Annotated in this window: 20 protein-coding genes; 10 read left to right on the top strand and 10 right to left on the bottom strand. The window is 61.4% G+C overall.

Translation table 11 applies throughout. The features are described 5' to 3' along the window. Positions 1–28: 28 nt before the first annotated feature. The 10 genes from hisC to ACODSJ_RS11790 all read right to left on the bottom strand — a co-directional run bounded on the left by hisC (position 29) and on the right by ACODSJ_RS11790 (position 8,026). A complete protein-coding gene (gene hisC / locus ACODSJ_RS11835; protein WP_489101884.1) occupies positions 29–1,081 on the bottom strand; it encodes a histidinol-phosphate transaminase in 1,053 nt (350 codons plus the stop codon). 1 nt (position 1,082) lies between these two features. Beyond that, positions 1,083–2,420, bottom strand: coding sequence for a histidinol dehydrogenase (gene hisD, locus ACODSJ_RS11830; RefSeq protein ID WP_489101883.1), 1,338 nt, complete (start codon positions 2,418–2,420; stop codon positions 1,083–1,085). Between the two features lie 123 nt (positions 2,421–2,543). Next, positions 2,544–3,179: an ATP phosphoribosyltransferase gene (gene hisG / locus ACODSJ_RS11825; protein ID WP_489101882.1), complete on the bottom strand. Its 636-nt coding sequence runs from the start codon at positions 3,177–3,179 to the stop codon at positions 2,544–2,546. A 153-nt stretch (positions 3,180–3,332) separates the two neighbouring features. Beyond that, positions 3,333–4,598, bottom strand: a complete 1,266-nt coding sequence (gene murA, locus ACODSJ_RS11820) for a UDP-N-acetylglucosamine 1-carboxyvinyltransferase (RefSeq protein ID WP_489101881.1) — start codon at positions 4,596–4,598, stop codon at positions 3,333–3,335. A gap of 22 nt (positions 4,599–4,620) precedes the next feature. Next, complete coding sequence (locus ACODSJ_RS11815) at positions 4,621–4,860, bottom strand: BolA family protein (protein WP_260961109.1); 240 nt, start codon at positions 4,858–4,860, stop codon at positions 4,621–4,623. Positions 4,861–4,973: 113 nt separating this feature from the next. After that, a complete protein-coding gene (locus tag ACODSJ_RS11810; protein WP_489101880.1) occupies positions 4,974–5,291 on the bottom strand; it encodes an STAS domain-containing protein in 318 nt (105 codons plus the stop codon). Then, on the bottom strand, positions 5,288–5,941 hold the full coding sequence (locus ACODSJ_RS11805; RefSeq protein WP_489101879.1) for an MlaC/ttg2D family ABC transporter substrate-binding protein: 654 nt from the start codon (positions 5,939–5,941) through the stop codon (positions 5,288–5,290). Before ACODSJ_RS11805 ends, ACODSJ_RS11810 begins: the two co-directional genes overlap by 4 nt. A gap of 11 nt (positions 5,942–5,952) precedes the next feature. Next, on the bottom strand, positions 5,953–6,420 hold the full coding sequence (gene mlaD / locus ACODSJ_RS11800; protein ID WP_489101878.1) for an outer membrane lipid asymmetry maintenance protein MlaD: 468 nt from the start codon (positions 6,418–6,420) through the stop codon (positions 5,953–5,955). Beyond that, a complete protein-coding gene (mlaE, locus tag ACODSJ_RS11795) occupies positions 6,420–7,217 on the bottom strand; it encodes a lipid asymmetry maintenance ABC transporter permease subunit MlaE (RefSeq protein ID WP_489101877.1) in 798 nt (265 codons plus the stop codon). The genes mlaD and mlaE overlap by 1 nt, the downstream gene beginning before the upstream one ends. Continuing rightward, positions 7,217–8,026, bottom strand: coding sequence for an ATP-binding cassette domain-containing protein (locus ACODSJ_RS11790; protein WP_489101876.1), 810 nt, complete (start codon positions 8,024–8,026; stop codon positions 7,217–7,219). The genes mlaE and ACODSJ_RS11790 overlap by 1 nt, the downstream gene beginning before the upstream one ends. A gap of 276 nt (positions 8,027–8,302) precedes the next feature. Here ACODSJ_RS11790 and ACODSJ_RS11785 point away from each other — a divergent pair, with 276 nt between their 5' ends. The 10 genes from ACODSJ_RS11785 (at position 8,303) to ACODSJ_RS11740 (ending at position 15,309) form a co-directional block, all read left to right on the top strand. After that, positions 8,303–9,277 carry a KpsF/GutQ family sugar-phosphate isomerase gene (locus ACODSJ_RS11785; RefSeq protein ID WP_489101875.1) on the top strand — a complete coding sequence of 325 codons (975 nt, stop codon included), beginning with the start codon at positions 8,303–8,305 and terminating at the stop codon, positions 9,275–9,277. After that, entirely contained in the window at positions 9,278–9,802 is a 525-nt protein-coding gene (locus ACODSJ_RS11780; RefSeq protein ID WP_489101874.1) for a KdsC family phosphatase, read from the top strand. It begins immediately after the preceding gene. Positions 9,803–9,809: 7 nt separating this feature from the next. Beyond that, positions 9,810–10,379 (top strand): LPS export ABC transporter periplasmic protein LptC, encoded by a 570-nt coding sequence (gene lptC / locus ACODSJ_RS11775; RefSeq protein ID WP_489101873.1) that lies wholly within the window; start codon positions 9,810–9,812, stop codon positions 10,377–10,379. Next, entirely contained in the window at positions 10,366–10,911 is a 546-nt protein-coding gene (lptA, locus tag ACODSJ_RS11770; RefSeq protein ID WP_489101872.1) for a lipopolysaccharide transport periplasmic protein LptA, read from the top strand. Before lptC ends, lptA begins: the two co-directional genes overlap by 14 nt. Beyond that, entirely contained in the window at positions 10,912–11,637 is a 726-nt protein-coding gene (gene lptB / locus ACODSJ_RS11765) for an LPS export ABC transporter ATP-binding protein (RefSeq protein WP_260961119.1), read from the top strand. Between the two features lie 165 nt (positions 11,638–11,802). Then, positions 11,803–13,296 carry an RNA polymerase factor sigma-54 gene (locus tag ACODSJ_RS11760; protein ID WP_489101871.1) on the top strand — a complete coding sequence of 498 codons (1,494 nt, stop codon included), beginning with the start codon at positions 11,803–11,805 and terminating at the stop codon, positions 13,294–13,296. Positions 13,297–13,372: 76 nt separating this feature from the next. Beyond that, on the top strand, positions 13,373–13,681 hold the full coding sequence (hpf, locus tag ACODSJ_RS11755; protein ID WP_003178005.1) for a ribosome hibernation-promoting factor, HPF/YfiA family: 309 nt from the start codon (positions 13,373–13,375) through the stop codon (positions 13,679–13,681). 12 nt (positions 13,682–13,693) lie between these two features. Beyond that, the gene (gene ptsN / locus ACODSJ_RS11750) at positions 13,694–14,158 is read left to right on the top strand and encodes a PTS IIA-like nitrogen regulatory protein PtsN (protein ID WP_489101870.1); all 465 of its coding nucleotides are present in this window, start codon (positions 13,694–13,696) and stop codon (positions 14,156–14,158) included. A gap of 2 nt (positions 14,159–14,160) precedes the next feature. After that, entirely contained in the window at positions 14,161–15,018 is an 858-nt protein-coding gene (gene rapZ, locus ACODSJ_RS11745) for an RNase adapter RapZ (protein ID WP_489101869.1), read from the top strand. A gap of 15 nt (positions 15,019–15,033) precedes the next feature. Continuing rightward, positions 15,034–15,309: an HPr family phosphocarrier protein gene (locus tag ACODSJ_RS11740; protein WP_489101868.1), complete on the top strand. Its 276-nt coding sequence runs from the start codon at positions 15,034–15,036 to the stop codon at positions 15,307–15,309. Positions 15,310–15,544: the final 235 nt, after the last annotated feature.

The raw sequence follows: 15,544 nt of genomic DNA, 5'->3' as shown, positions 1-15,544 counted from the left end.
CCCCCCCCCCCCCCCCCCGCGCCGGGCTTCAGAGGTCGCCGAGGGCGTCGATCAACGCCTGGTTCTGCTCCGGCGTACCGATGCTGATCCGCAGGAACTGGGCGATCCGCTCCTGCTTGAAGTGCCGCACGATCACGCCTTGTTCCCGCAGTTTCGCGGCAAGCCCCGCCGCGTCGTGCCCAGGGTGGCGGGCGAAGATGAAGTTCGCCACTGAAGGCAGCACTTCAAAGCCCTTGGCCTGCAATTGCGCCACCACCCACTCGCGGTGCTCGATGACCAGCCGGCAGGTCTTGTCGAAATATTCGCGGTCATCGAACGCCGCTGCGCCGCCGACATTCGCCAGGCGATCCAGCGGGTAGGAGTTGAAACTATTCTTGATCCGCTCCAGCGCCTCGATCAGGTCCGGATGGCCCACCGCCAGTCCTACCCGCAGGCCCGCCAGCGAGCGCGACTTGGACAGGGTCTGGGTTACCAGCAGGTTCGGGTAACGGTCCACCAGGCCGATGGCCGTCTCGCCGCCGAAGTCGACGTAGGCTTCGTCGACCACCACCACCGAATCCGGGCTGGCCTTGAGGATCTGCTCCACCGCTTCGAGTGCCAGCAGGCAACCCGTCGGGGCGTTCGGGTTGGGGAAAATGATCCCGCCGTTGGGCTTGGCATAATCCGCCGGGTCGATCCGGAACTGCTCATCCAGCGGCACCGCATCGAACTGGATGCCGTACAACCGGCAATACACCGGATAGAAGCTGTAGCTGATGTCCGGGAACAGCAGCGGCTGGTCGTGCTGCAACAGCCCGTGGAAAATGTGCGCCAGCACTTCATCCGAACCGTTGCCCAGGAACACCTGGTTGGCCTGCACGCCGTAATACCGGGCCACGGCGCTTTTGAGCAGGTCGCTGTTGGGATCCGGGTACAGGCGCAGGTTGTCGTTCAGCTCGGTCTGCATCGCCGCGAGCGCCTTGGGCGACGGGCCGTAGGGGTTCTCGTTGGTGTTGAGCTTGACCAGCCGAGTCAGTTTCGGCTGCTCACCCGGCACGTAGGGCACCAGGTTCTTGACGAACGGGCTCCAGAATTTACTCATTTCAGTTCCCCTGCCCTTCAGTGGATTGCGCGTCGAGAATGCGATATTCGGCACTGCGGGCGTGACCGCTCAGCGATTCGCCGCGGGCCAGCACCGAAGCGGTCTTGCCCAGTTCGGACGCGCCCTGCTCGGAGCAGAAGATGATCGACGAACGCTTCTGGAAGTCATACACACCCAGCGGCGACGAAAAGCGCGCGGTGCCGGAAGTCGGCAATACGTGGTTGGGGCCTGCGCAATAATCGCCCAGGGCTTCGGAGGTGTGGCGGCCCATGAAGATCGCCCCGGCATGACGGATCTGCGGCAACCAGGCCTGTGGGTCGGCGACCGACAGCTCCAGGTGTTCCGGCGCAATGCGGTTGGCGACCTCGATGGCCTGGGCCATGTCATCGACCTTGATCAGCGCGCCACGGCCGTTGATCGAGGTGTTGATGATCTCGGCGCGGTCCATGGTCGGCAGCAGCTTGTCGATGCTGGCGGCGACCTTGTCGAGGAACTCGGCGTCCGGGCTGACCAGGATCGCCTGGGCATCTTCGTCGTGCTCGGCCTGAGAAAACAGGTCCATGGCGATCCAGTCCGGGTCGGTCAGGCCATCGCATACCACCAGGATCTCCGAAGGCCCGGCGATCATGTCGATGCCGACCTGGCCAAACACGTGGCGCTTGGCGGTGGCCACGTAGATGTTGCCCGGCCCGACCACTTTGTCGACCCTCGGCACGCTTTCGGTGCCGTAGGCCAGGGCGGCCACGGCCTGGGCGCCGCCGATGGTGAACACCCGGTCCACGCCGGCGATGCAGGCGGCGGCGAGCACCAATTCGTTGATCTCACCGCGTGGGGTCGGGACCACCATGACCACTTCGGTCACGCCAGCCACCTTGGCCGGGATCGCGTTCATCAGCACCGAGGACGGATAGGACGCCTTGCCGCCCGGCACGTACAGGCCGGCGCGGTCCAGCGGCGTGACTTTCTGGCCCAGCACCGTACCGTCGGCCTCGGTGTAGCTCCAGGAATCCTGCTTCTGTCTTTCGTGGTAGCTGCGCACCCGTGAAGCGGCTTTTTCCAGGGCCTCGCGCTGGGCCACGGTGATGCGGGTCAGCGCCAGTTCCAGACGCTCGCGCGGCAGGATCAGGTCGGCCATGGACGCCACTTGCAGGCCGTCGAATTTCTGGGTGAATTCCACCAGGGCTTCATCGCCACGCTCGCGCACGGCCTTGATGATGTCGAGCACCCGCTGGTTGACCGAGTCGTCAGACACACTTTCCCAGCTCAGCAGATGATCCAGATGATGTGCGAAATCCGGATCGGCAGCGTTGAGTCGGCGAATCGAAGTGGGAGCGGTCATAGCGAGGGCCTCATTAATGGCAAATGCTCAGGCGCCCTAAGCTACCAGTCCATTCGCGTGGGCACCTGAGAAAATTGGCTATGACACGGATAGACGGGCGCGACGCAAGGTCGCGCAGGTGTATCAGCCGCGGTGTCGCGATTCCACTGCCTTGCGCAGGGTATCGATCAGAGCCTGGATGCGGGCGTGCTGCATTTTCATCGATGCCTTGTTGATGATCAGCCGGGAGCTGATATCGGCGATGAAATCCTGGGGTTCCAGGCCGTTGGCCCGCAGGGTGTTGCCGGTGTCGACCACGTCGATGATCTTGTCCGCCAGGCCGATCAGCGGCGCCAGCTCCATCGAGCCGTACAACTTGATGATATCGACCTGACGGCCCTGCTCGGCGTAATAACGCTTGGCAATGTTGACGAACTTGGTCGCCACGCGCAGGCGCCCCTTGGGCTCCGGTGCGCCGACTTTACCGGCGGTCATCAGCTTGCAGCGAGCGATCTGCAGGTCCAGGGGCTCGTACAGGCCCTGGCCGCCGTATTCCATCAACACGTCTTTGCCGGCGACGCCAAGGTCGGCGGCGCCATGTTCAACATACGTTGGCACATCGGTGGCGCGCACGATCAGCAAACGTACGTCGGCCTGGGTCGTGGGGATGATCAGCTTGCGGCTCTTGTCCGGATTCTCGGTCGGCACGATGCCCGCTTCGGCCAGAAGCGGCAGGGTGTCGTCAAGGATGCGGCCCTTGGACAGTGCGATGGTCAACATGGGAAACGTCAGTCCTTATCAAGGTACTCATGCCTGGTCGCAAATGGCGCCAGACACACATCGAGGGTGCAAACACCTTCGATCTGGAACGAAATCAACGGACGCCTCCCTGCGTCCAACGAAAAGTGCCTGCGCAACTTTTCCCTGCATCAACTAGCCCGGAACGCGACGGATCTTGGCGCCCAGCATTTGCAGTTTTTCTTCGATGCACTCGTAGCCACGGTCGATGTGGTAGATACGGTCGATCAGGGTATCGCCCTCGGCAACCAGGGCCGAGATCACCAGGCTGGCCGAGGCCCGCAGGTCGGTGGCCATCACTGGCGCGCCCTTGAGCTTGTCCGCGCCCGTGACGATGGCGGTGTTGCCTTCGACCTGGATCTTGGCGCCCATGCGGTGCAGTTCGTAAACGTGCATGAAGCGGTTTTCGAAGATCGTCTCGATCACGGCGCCCGTGCCTTCGGCAATGGCGTTGAGGGAGATGAACTGCGCCTGCATGTCGGTCGGGAACGCCGGGTACGGAGCGGTCCGCACGTTGACTGCCTTTGGCCGCTTGCCGTGCATGTTCACTTCGATCCAGTCTTCGCCGCAGGTGACTTCGGCGCCGGATTCCTTGAGTTTTTCCAGGACAGCTTCGAGGATGGTCGGATCGGTGTCCTTGACCTTGACCCGGCCACCGGTCACGGCAGCGGCCACCAGGTAAGTACCGGTCTCGATCCGGTCCGGCATCACCTTGTAGGTGGCCGAATGCAGGCGCTCGACGCCATCGATGGTGATGGTATCGGTGCCAGCACCGCTGATCTTGGCGCCCATGGCGATCAGGAAGTTCGCCAGGTCGACCACTTCAGGTTCGCGAGCGGCGTTTTGCAGCACGCTGCGGCCTTTGGCCAGTGCAGCGGCCATCATGATGTTCTCGGTACCGGTCACACTGACGGTATCGAAGAAGAAGTGCGCACCGCGCAGGCCGCCTTCAGGTGCCTTGGCCTTGATGTAGCCGCCTTCGACGTCGATCACTGCGCCCATGGCTTCCAGGCCACGGATGTGCAGGTCCACCGGACGCGAACCAATGGCGCAACCACCTGGCAACGCGACTTCGGCTTCACCGAAACGGGCAACCATCGGACCCAGTACCAGGATCGATGCGCGCATGGTTTTCACCAGCTCGTACGGGGCGACCAGGGTCTTGATAGTGCGCGGATCGATCTCGACGCTGAGCTTCTCGTCGATCACAGGCTCGATGCCCATGCGGCCGAACAGCTCGATCATCGTGGTGATGTCGTGCAGGTGCGGCAGGTTGGCCACGGTCACCGGGCCATCGCACAGCAGGGTCGCGGCCAGGATCGGCAGGGCGGAGTTCTTTGCCCCGGAAATACGGATTTCGCCATCAAGACGAACGCCGCCGGTAATAATCAGTTTATCCATAAGAATCTCGAGGCCCTTGGGCTCAGGTGCGCTCGGCCCAGGCCGCGCGGCTGAAAAATTTCATAGTGACCGCATGGATGCTGCCATCGGCGATCCACGGGTTCAAATGGGCATAGATGCTCTGCTGACGCTTGACCGGGCTCAATGCCGCCAGGTCGTCGCTAATCACGTTCAGCTGAAAGTTGCAGCCTTCGCCTTCAACTTCTACCTGAGCTCCGGGCAAATTTGCTTCAAGGAAGCTCTTTACTTCGTTGGCCTGCATGCTCAACCTCAATCGGCGCCCTGTGCGCGCGGGTCGCACATCATACAAAAAAGCCCCGCGACTGCGAACCCCGCACAGCAGGACTCTGACAGAGGGCTTTCCAGGGACGTGGGTCAGGGGTGCGCCAACAGCTCGGTCAGCTCGCTGACCTGGGCTATTTCGCGCATGTCTTCGGGCATCCCTCGGATGCTCCAGGTCTTGCCGGCCGCCTTGGCGTCACGCATGAAGCACAGCAGCAAGGACAGGCCGACGCTACTGGACTTGCGCACCGCCGAGCAGTCGATCACCACGTCGGTCGCACTCGCGGACTTGATCAGCGCCTGGCCCTGCTTGCGCAAGACCGGGCCGGTGCGATAGTCCAGCACGCCACTGAGCAACAATTCACCGGCCTCGCCCAAGCGTACAGCCGACTCACTTGCCAAGTCACTCATTGCGCCTGCTTCTCCTGGGCGTCCTTGGCAACGTCCTTGGCCTTGGCGACTTCCCCGGCCCAACCATCGATGGTCTTGTCCAGGTCATTGCCATTGCGCTGCATCGCATCGGCGAACTGGTCACGGAACAGCTTGCCAATGTTGATGCCGTTGATGATCACATTGCGGACCTTCCATTCCTCGTTGATTTTCTCGAGGGTGTAGGAGACCGGGTAGATCGCGCCGTTGTTGCCCTTGACCTGCATGTCGACACTGGTACGAGTGCCACTTTCATCCTTGGCCGGCGAAACGGTGATGCCCTGGTTGTTGTATTCGAGCAAGGCGTTGCCATAGAACTGCATCAGGCTGCGCTTGAAGTTCTCCTGGAAACGGGTCATCTGCGCCGGGGTCGCCTTGCGCGAGAACTTGACGGTCATGATGCTGCGGGAGATGCCGTCGGCATCCACAACAGGCCCGACGATGCCGTTGAGCGCGTCATAGAACGCGCCCGGGTCCTGTTTGTAATGCTCTTTATTGGCGGAAAGGTCTGCCAACAACCGGGTCGTGGTGTCCTGGATGATGTCATGGGCCGAAGGCGCGGCCACGGCATGGGCCATCATCGGCAGCGCCGCGAGCAACACCAGCAGGCTACGTCGCAGGATAGAGATCATTCGAAAGCTCCTCATTTGGCGTCTTTGCTAACGGTATTGAGCAGGAATTTACCGATCAGGTCTTCGAGCACCAGCGACGACTGCGTGTCGTGGATGGTTCCACCGTCCTTGAGCAAGGCTTCTTCCCCGCCCACGCTGATGCCGATGTACTTCTCGCCCAGCAGGCCAGCCGTGAGGATCGATGCAGTGGAGTCGGTCGGCAGGTTATCCACGCGCTTTTCCAACTGCAGCGTCACGCGGCCAGTGAAACTGTCGCGATCCAGATCGATTGCCGTGACCTTGCCGATGGTCACACCAGCCATGGTCACCTTTGCTCTGACAGTCAAACCGGCGATATTGTCGAAATAGGCATAAAGTTTATACGTATCGGTGTTTGCCGTCGGCGCCAGTCCACTGACCCGCAGGGCCAGCAGCAACAAAGCCAGGATGCCAGCCAGCAAGAAAAGGCCGACACCGATTTCCAGGGTGCGGTTTTGCATCAGAAATCTCCAAACATCAAGGCGGTCAGAATAAAGTCAAGGCCCAGCACTGCCAGCGAGGCGTACACCACGGTCTTGGTTGTGGCACGGCTGATCCCCTCCGAGGTGGGTTCACAGTCATATCCCTGAAACACGGCGATCCAAGTCACCACGAAGGCGAATACGGCACTTTTGATCACGCCATTGAGTACATCGTCGAGGAAGTCGACGCTGTTCTGCATGTTGGACCAGAAGGAGCCTTCATAGACCCCCAGCCAGTCGACAGCCACCCAGGAGCCGCCCCAGATCCCCACGACGCTGAAGATGATCGCCAGCACCGGCAAGGAAATGAAACCGGCCCACAGGCGTGGGGCGATGATGTATTTGAGCGGGTCGACGCCGATCATCTCCAGGCTGGACAACTGCTCGGTGGACTTCATGTTGCCGATCTCGGCCGTCAGCGCCGAACCGGCACGACCGGCGAACAGCAACGCGGTCACCACCGGACCGAGCTCACGCAGCAATGTCAGCGCAACCATTTGCCCGACCGCCTGCTCCGAACCGTAGCTGGACAGGATGTTGAACCCCTGCAGTGCCAGCACCATGCCGATGAAGATCCCGGAGACCACGATGATCACCAGGGACATCACGCCCACCGAGTGCAATTGCTTGACCAGCAGGCCAAAACCGCCGCCCGTCGAGTTGCGCCCCAGCAAGGCGTGCATCAGGAACAGCGAGGAACGACCCAGGACGGCCAGCACGTCGATGCCGGAGCGACCGAACAGGCGAATTCTTTCTATCAGTGATTTGTTGCGCATCAGCGCTTCCCCAGCAGGTCGGTGCGGTAATCCGTGGCCGGAAAATGGAACGCCACCGGGCCGTCCGGATCCCCCTTCATGAATTGGTGGATGCGCGGGTTGTCGGAGTTCATCAGTTCCTGAGGCGTGCCCTGCCCCAGCACCTGGCCATCACCGACGACATAGATGTAGTCGGCAATGCTCGCGGTTTCGGCCAGGTCGTGGGAGACCACGATGCTGGTGATGCCCAACGCATCGTTGAGCAGGCGGATCAGGCGCACGAGCACGCCCATGGCAATCGGGTCCTGGCCGACGAAGGGCTCGTCGTACATGAGGATCTTCGGGTCCAGGGCGATTGCCCGGGCCAGGGCGACTCGGCGCTTCATGCCACCGGAAAGCTCGTCCGGCATCAGGTCGAGGGCGCCACGCAGCCCGACCGCCTGCAACTTGAGCAGGACGATGTCGCGGATCATCTCCTCCGGCAGGTCGGTATGGACCCGCAGGGGAAACGCCACGTTCTCGAAGACATCGAGGTCGGTAAACAGCGCGCCGCTCTGGAACAGTACACCCATGTGCTTGCGTGCATCGAACAGGTCGCTGCGCGACAGCTTGGGAAGATTCTGGCCATTGACCCAGACTTCACCGGCGCTGGGGCGCAATTGGGCGCCTATCAGCCGCAACAGGGTGGTCTTGCCGCACCCGGAAGGCCCCATGATGCCGGTCACCTTGCCACGGGGTATGCGAATATCGATGTCATTGAAAATGCTGCGCGTCCCTCGCTTGAAGGACAATCCCTTCAGCTCGACCGCGTAGGCGTTGTCGGCACTCATCTAAACTCCTTGCGATGCAGCCTCACATTCGAGTGCCCTGGCCTGCCGGCAGGCGCCGGCACCGCCGGGCACGCGAACCGGCGGCGAACTATATCACTGCAACAGCCCCGCGCCCAAGGCCGTCACCACGCCTGTTAAGCCTGATCCAAGGTAAAAAGCAACATTCCATGTCGAGCCCGACGGCCCCTTCGAACAAGCCCATGACGAACTTACGTGAGGGAATTGTTCATTGCCGCTATAATCGCCGCCTTTTCATCAGGCTATACGATTTCTGACATGAGCCAATCCAGCGACCTGATTCAATCGGCACAACGTACCATCCGCCTCGAACTCGAAGCCGTGCAAGGCTTGCTGCCCCATATCGACGCTGATTTCGTACGCGCCTGCGAGATGATTCTGGCCAGCAAGGGCCGCGTCGTCGTGGTCGGCATGGGCAAGTCCGGGCACATCGGCAACAAGATCGCCGCCACCCTGGCCAGCACCGGCACCACGGCGTTCTTTGTCCACCCGGCCGAAGCCAGCCACGGGGACATGGGCATGATCACCCGCGACGACATTATCCTGGCCCTGTCCAACTCCGGCTCGACCAATGAGATCGTCACCCTGCTGCCGTTGATCAAGCGCCTGGGCATCCAGTTGATCAGCCTCACCGGCAATCCGGATTCGCCACTGGCCAAGGCCGCCGAGGTGAACCTCAACGTTCATGTCGAGCATGAAGCCTGCCCGCTGAACCTGGCGCCGACCTCCTCCACCACCGCCGCGCTGGTCATGGGCGACGCCCTGGCCGTGGCCCTGCTGGAAGCCCGGGGGTTCACCGCCGAGGACTTCGCGTTCTCCCACCCCGGTGGCGCCCTTGGTCGTCGCCTGCTACTGAAAGTCGAGAACGTCATGCACGCCGGCCAGGAACTGCCGCAGGTGCAACGCGGCACGCTGCTCAAGGACGCGCTCATGGAGATGACCCGCAAGGGACTGGGCATGACGGTGGTCCTGGAGGCCGACGGCAAGCTCGCCGGGATCTTCACCGACGGCGACCTGCGCCGCACCCTGGACCGCACCATCGACATCCACAGCGCGACCATCGAGCAAGTCATGACCCCCCACGGCAAGACCGCCCGCGCCGAGATGCTCGCCGCCGAGGCCCTGAAAATCATGGAAGACCACAAGATCAGCGCCCTGGTGGTGGTCGACGCCGAAGACCGCCCGGTAGGCGCCCTGAACATGCACGATTTGCTGCGTGCGGGAGTGATGTAAATGAACACAGACCTGTTGCAACGCGGCAAGGCGATCAAGCTGGCGGTGTTCGATGTGGACGGCGTGCTGACCGACGGTCGCCTGTATTTCCTCGAAGACGGCAGCGAGTTCAAGACCTTCAACACCCTCGACGGCCAGGGCATCAAGATGCTGATGGCCGCCGGCGTGCAAACAGCCATCATCAGCGGCCGCAAGACCCCGGTGGTCGAGCGGCGCGCCAAGAACCTCGGCATTCCCCACCTTTATCAGGGGCGCGAGGACAAACTGGTGGTGCTGGACGAATTGCTGGGCCAACTCAACCTGAGCTATGAACAGGTCGCCTACCTGGGTGACGACCTGCCGGACCTGCCGGTGATTCGCCGGGTTGGCCTGGGCATGGCGGTCGCCAACGCGGCCGGTTTCGTACGCGAGCACGCCCACGGCGTCACCACGGCACGAGGCGGCGAAGGCGCGGCCCGTGAATTCTGTGAACTGATCCTGCGCGCCCAGGGCCGCCTCGAAGCGGCCAACGCCGCGTACCTGTGAGCCATTTATGCTGAGCAAAAAGATTCGCACCATCGTGGTGTTCGGCTGCATCGCGGCGATATTCGCAGCGGTGGGCTACTGGAACATCAGCCCGGAACGCTTTCTCGACCAGCCGGCAGCGGCGGTCGAGGAGCGCATCGACTGGTATGCGACCAACACCCATACCCTGCAATACCTGCCCGACGGCAAGGTGCAGTACGAAATGACCGCCGACAAGGTCGATCACATCAAGGCCACCGACATCAGCCTGGTCACCCAGCCTGACCTGAACATGTTCCGCGGCACCGAGTTCCCATGGCATGTGCAGAGCGAGCACGCCGAGGTCAACTCCGGCGGCACCGAAGTAGAACTGATCGACTCGGTGCGCGTCGCGCGAACCGATGAGAAGAACCGTACGACCATCATCACCAGCACGCGCATGACCGTGTTCCCACAGCAGCAATATGCGCAGACCGAGCAACCCGTTAGAATCGACGGCGCCGGCGGGGTATCGACCGGCATAGGAATGAAGGCGTATTTGAAGGAAAGCAGGATACACCTGCTCTCGAAAGTAAGAGGACAGTATGAAGCTCGCTAAAACCCTCCCTATTTTGCTCAGTCTGGGCGCAGCACTGGGAAGCGCGAGCGCCTGGGCTCTTCCCACCGACCGCGACCAGCCGATCCGCATCCAGGCCGACGACGCCCAGCTGGACGACAAGAACGGCATCGCCACGTACAAGGGCGATGTCATCATCACCCAGGGCTCGATGAAGGTGACCGGCAATACCGTGACCATCACCCGCACCCAGTCCGGCGACATCGACGTGGTGACCTCGGTGGGCAACCTCGCCTATTTCGAGCAGTTGCAAACCGCAGGCGACACCAAGCCAGTCCAGGGCTATGGGGTGACCATCCAGTATCACGCCTCCCAGGACCGCGTCGTACTGATCGACCGCGCCAAGGTCGTCGACAAGGACGGCAACGTGACCCAGGGCGAGAAAATCGTCTATGACACCAACAAGAAGCTGGCCAGCGCCGGCCGCGCCACCGGCAACAAAGTGACCGAGCAGCGGCCGCGGATCGACATGGTGATCCAGCCTAAAAAGAAAACCGAGCAAAAGGCCCAGTAAATGGCAACTCTGAAAGCTCAGCACTTGGCCAAGAGCTACAAGAGCCGTCAAGTCGTACGTGATGTCAGCCTGTCCATCGACAGCGGCCAGATCGTCGGCCTGCTCGGCCCCAACGGCGCGGGCAAGACCACCTGCTTCTACATGATCGTGGGCCTGGTCCAGGCCGACCAGGGTCGCGTACTGATCGACGACCTGGACGTCAGCCACCAGCCGATGCACGGTCGGGCGAAGGCGGGTATCGGCTACCTGCCGCAAGAAGCGTCGATCTTCCGCAAACTGTCGGTTGCCGACAACATCATGGCCATCCTCGAGACCCGCAAGGAGCTCGACAAGGCCGGTCGTCGCCAGGAACTGGAAAGCCTGCTGCAGGAATTCCACATCAGCCACATCCGTGACAACCTCGGCATGAGCCTGTCCGGTGGCGAGCGACGCCGCGTGGAGATTGCCCGGGCCCTGGCCACCGCACCGAAGTTCATCCTGCTCGACGAACCCTTCGCCGGTGTGGACCCGATCTCGGTCGGCGACATCAAGCAGATCATCCACCACCTCAAGGCCAAGGGGATCGGCGTACTGATCACCGACCACAACGTGCGTGAGACACTGGATATCTGCGAAACCGCCTATATCGTCAACGACGGCCAACTGATTGCCGAAGGCGATGCCGAAACCATCCTGGCCAACGATCTGGTCAAGGAAGTGTACCTGGGCCATGAGTTCCGCCTGTAAGCGCAAAGTGTCTGGCAAATCGTCCCGGCGCCGCTAAATTTTATTATGGCGGCGCCCTAGGCAAACACTTCAGTTTCAGGCATATAATTTGCTTAAGTTTGGCGCTCCGGCGCCCTGTAGTGGATGGCGCATGTGCGCCGGCGAATAAGGTGTTAAGCCCCTGCCATGAAACCATCGCTAGTCTTGAGAATGGGCCAGCAGCTGACGATGACACCGCAGCTGCAACAGGCCATCCGCCTGCTCCAATTGTCGACCCTGGACCTGCAACAGGAAATCCAGGAAGCGTTGGAGTCCAATCCGATGCTCGAACGCCAGGAAGAAGGCGACGACTTCGACAACTCCGACCCAATGGCCGATAACGTCGAGCAAAAGCCCAATACCGAAGCCCCGGAACCGTCCTACCAGGAAGCCGCCCCAACGGTGGACAACCTCGAGGAAGGCGAGTGGAACGAACGCATCCCCAACGACCTTCCGGTCGACACGGCCTGGGAAGACGTCTACCAGACCAGCGCCAGCAGCCTGCCAAGCAGTGACGACGACGAGTGGGATTTCACCACCCGCACGTCCGCCGGCGAGAGCCTGCAAAGCCACCTGCTGTGGCAATTGAACCTGGCGCCGATGTCCGACACCGATCGCCTGATCGCCGTCACCCTGATCGACTGCATCAACAACCAAGGCTACCTGGACGAGACCCTCGAAGAAATCCTCGAAGCCTTCGACCCTGAGCTGGATATCGAGCTGGACGAGATCGAGGCCGTCCTGCACCGCATCCAACAGTTCGAGCCGGCCGGCGTCGCCGCCCGCAACCTGGGCGAATGCCTGTTGCTGCAACTGCGCCAGCTGCCCGCCAAGACACCTTGGCTGACCGAGGCCAAGCGACTGGTCACCGATTTCATCGACCTGCTGGGCGGCCGCGACTACAGCCAACTGATGCGACGCATGAAGCTCAAGGAAGATGAGCTGCGCCAGGTGATCGAGCTGGTCCAGAGCCTTAATCCGCGACCGGGCTCGCAGATCGAGTCCACCGAACCCGAATACGTCGTGCCCGACGTGATCGTGCGCAAGCACAACGATCGCTGGCTGGTGGAGCTCAACCAGGAGTCGGTGCCCAAGCTGCGGGTCAACGCCCAATACGCAGGCTTCGTCAGGCGTGCCGACACCAGCGCCGACAACACCTTCATGCGCAACCAGTTGCAGGAGGCGCGCTGGTTCATCAAGAGCCTGCAAAGCCGCAACGAGACCCTGATGAAAGTAGCCACCCAGATCGTCGAGCATCAGCGCGGCTTCCTGGAGTACGGCGACGAAGCGATGAAACCGTTGGTCCTGCATGACATCGCCGAAGCGGTGGGCATGCACGAGTCGACAATTTCCCGGGTGACCACCCAGAAATTCATGCATACCCCTCGGGGTATCTATGAGCTGAAATACTTTTTCTCCAGCCACGTCAGCACCTCCGAAGGCGGCGAATGCTCGTCCACGGCCATCCGCGCGATCATCAAGAAACTGGTGGCTGCGGAAAATCAGAAAAAGCCGTTGAGTGACAGCAAGATCGCTGGTTTACTGGAGGCACAAGGCATTCAGGTGGCCCGCCGTACCGTCGCCAAGTACCGCGAATCCCTCGGGATCGCACCTTCGAGCGAACGCAAGCGGTTGATGTAGCGGGCCCCGCCACAGCGTTCCAGTGGCAGGCATTTCTGCCTGCCGCTTTATGCACTGGCAACGAAGGAGAAGCTGTATGCAAGTCAACATCAGTGGACACCAACTGGAAGTGACCGAACCCCTGCGCACCTACATCGGCGAAAAACTCGACCGATTGGAAAGGCATTTCGACAAGATCACCAATGTGCAAGTCACGATGAACGTCGAGAAGCTGCTGCAGAAAATCGAAGCCACGCTGCATATCCCCGGCGGAGAAGTGGTTGCGAACGCAGAGCACACAGACATGTACGCCGCGATTGACCTGCTGACCGACAAGCTGGATCGCCAACTTAAAAAGCATAAGGAAAAGACCCAGAGCCTCCTCCAGGGCGCGACCGGTCGTTAACCCCCTCAATCCATGATCCGACTAGAAACCATCCTGACCCCCGGCCGTTCCCAGGTGAACGCGCCGGGTGGCAGCAAGAAAAAAGCCCTCGAACAAATCGCCAACCTGATCCACCGGGAAGTACCGGATCTGGAAATGCAGGATGTCTTCGAGGCCCTGGTTGCCCGTGAAAAACTCGGTTCCACCGGTTTTGGCAACGGCATCGCCATTCCTCACTGCCGCCTCAAAGGTTGTACCGCGCCCATCAGTGCGCTACTGCACCTTGAAGCCGCCATAGAGTTCGACGCCATCGACGGCGCACCGGTCGACCTGCTGTTCGTGCTGTTGGTGCCGGAAGCGGCGACCGATGCGCACCTGGAGCTGCTGCGCCAGATTGCCAGCATGCTGGACCGCAAGGAAGTGCGCGAAAAACTGCGCAGCGCACCGAATAACGAAGCCTTGTACCAGGTTGTCCTGGACGAGCAGAACGGTCACTGAACATGCGCCTGATCATCGTCAGCGGCCGCTCCGGCTCCGGTAAGAGTACCGCCCTCAACGTCCTTGAGGACAACGGCTACTATTGCATCGACAACCTGCCGGCCGGCTTGCTGCCGGAACTGGCCGAACGCGCACTGATCAATACCGAGCTGGCGCAACCGCTGGTGGCGGTGTCCATCGATGCCCGCAACCTGCCGAGCCATCTGTCGCGCTTCCCGCAATTGCTCGAAGAAGTCCGCAGCCGGCACATCCAGTGCGACGTGCTGTACCTGGACGCCGACGAAGAAACCCTGCTCAAGCGTTTTTCCGAAACCCGTCGTCGCCACCCCCTGAGCAACGCCAGCCGTTCCCTGGCCGAAGCCATCGAGGACGAGACCCAACTGCTGGGCCCCATCGCGGACCTGGCGGACCTGAAGATCAACACCACGAACCTGAACCTGTACCAGTTGCGTGACACCATCAAGCTGCGCCTGCTGAACCAGCCGGAGCCGGGTACCGCATTCCTGGTGGAGTCGTTCGGTTTCAAGCGTGGCATGCCGGTGGACGCCGACCTGGTGTTTGACGTGCGCTGCCTGCCCAACCCGTATTGGAAGCCGGAATTGCGTGAGCAGTCCGGGCTCGACCAACCGGTGATCGACTATCTGGCCGCCCAGCCGGATGTCGAAGACATGTTCCAGGACATTTCCAGCTACCTGCTCAAATGGCTGCCGCGCTTTGCCGCGAGCAACCGCGCCTACGTGACGATCGCCATCGGCTGTACCGGTGGTCATCACCGCTCTGTCTACCTGACCGAACGCCTGGGTCAGCTCCTGCAACAGTCCCTGAAGAACGTCCAGGTTCGCCACCGCGACCTCAGCTAAAGGATCCACATCGCGATGCCTGCTCGGGAAATTGAAATCATCAACAAGTTGGGCCTGCATGCCCGGGCATCGGCCAAGTTCGTCGGGGTGGCGGGCCAGTTTCCCGAGACCACGATCCGGGTTGGCCGCACGCCCGAGACCACGGTCGATGGTAAAAGCATCATGGCAATGATGATGCTCGCCGCCGGCAAGGGCACCAAGATCCACTTGGCGACCGAAGGTGAACAGGCGCAGGAAGCCATGGATGCCCTGGTGGCCCTGATCAACAATTACTTCGACGAAGGCGGTTGATCGCCCCTGGCCGATGCAGGCTTGAAAAGGATGAGGCTGCTTCGAGCTAGGCTTGAGGCAGGCTTGAGGCAGGCTTGCTTGAGGTAGGCTTGCTGTAGGCTTGCTTGAGGTAGGCTTGCTTGAGGTAGGCTTGCTGTAGGCTTGCTGTGGCGAGGGAGCTTGCTCCCGCTGGGCTGCGCAGCAGCCCCCAAGCTTTTTGCGGTTGCTTCGCAACCGAGCGGGAGCAAGCTCCCTC

It is taken from the genome of Pseudomonas sp. FG6, assembly GCF_057809015.1.
This window is presented reverse-complemented; position numbering and strand designations above follow the sequence as displayed.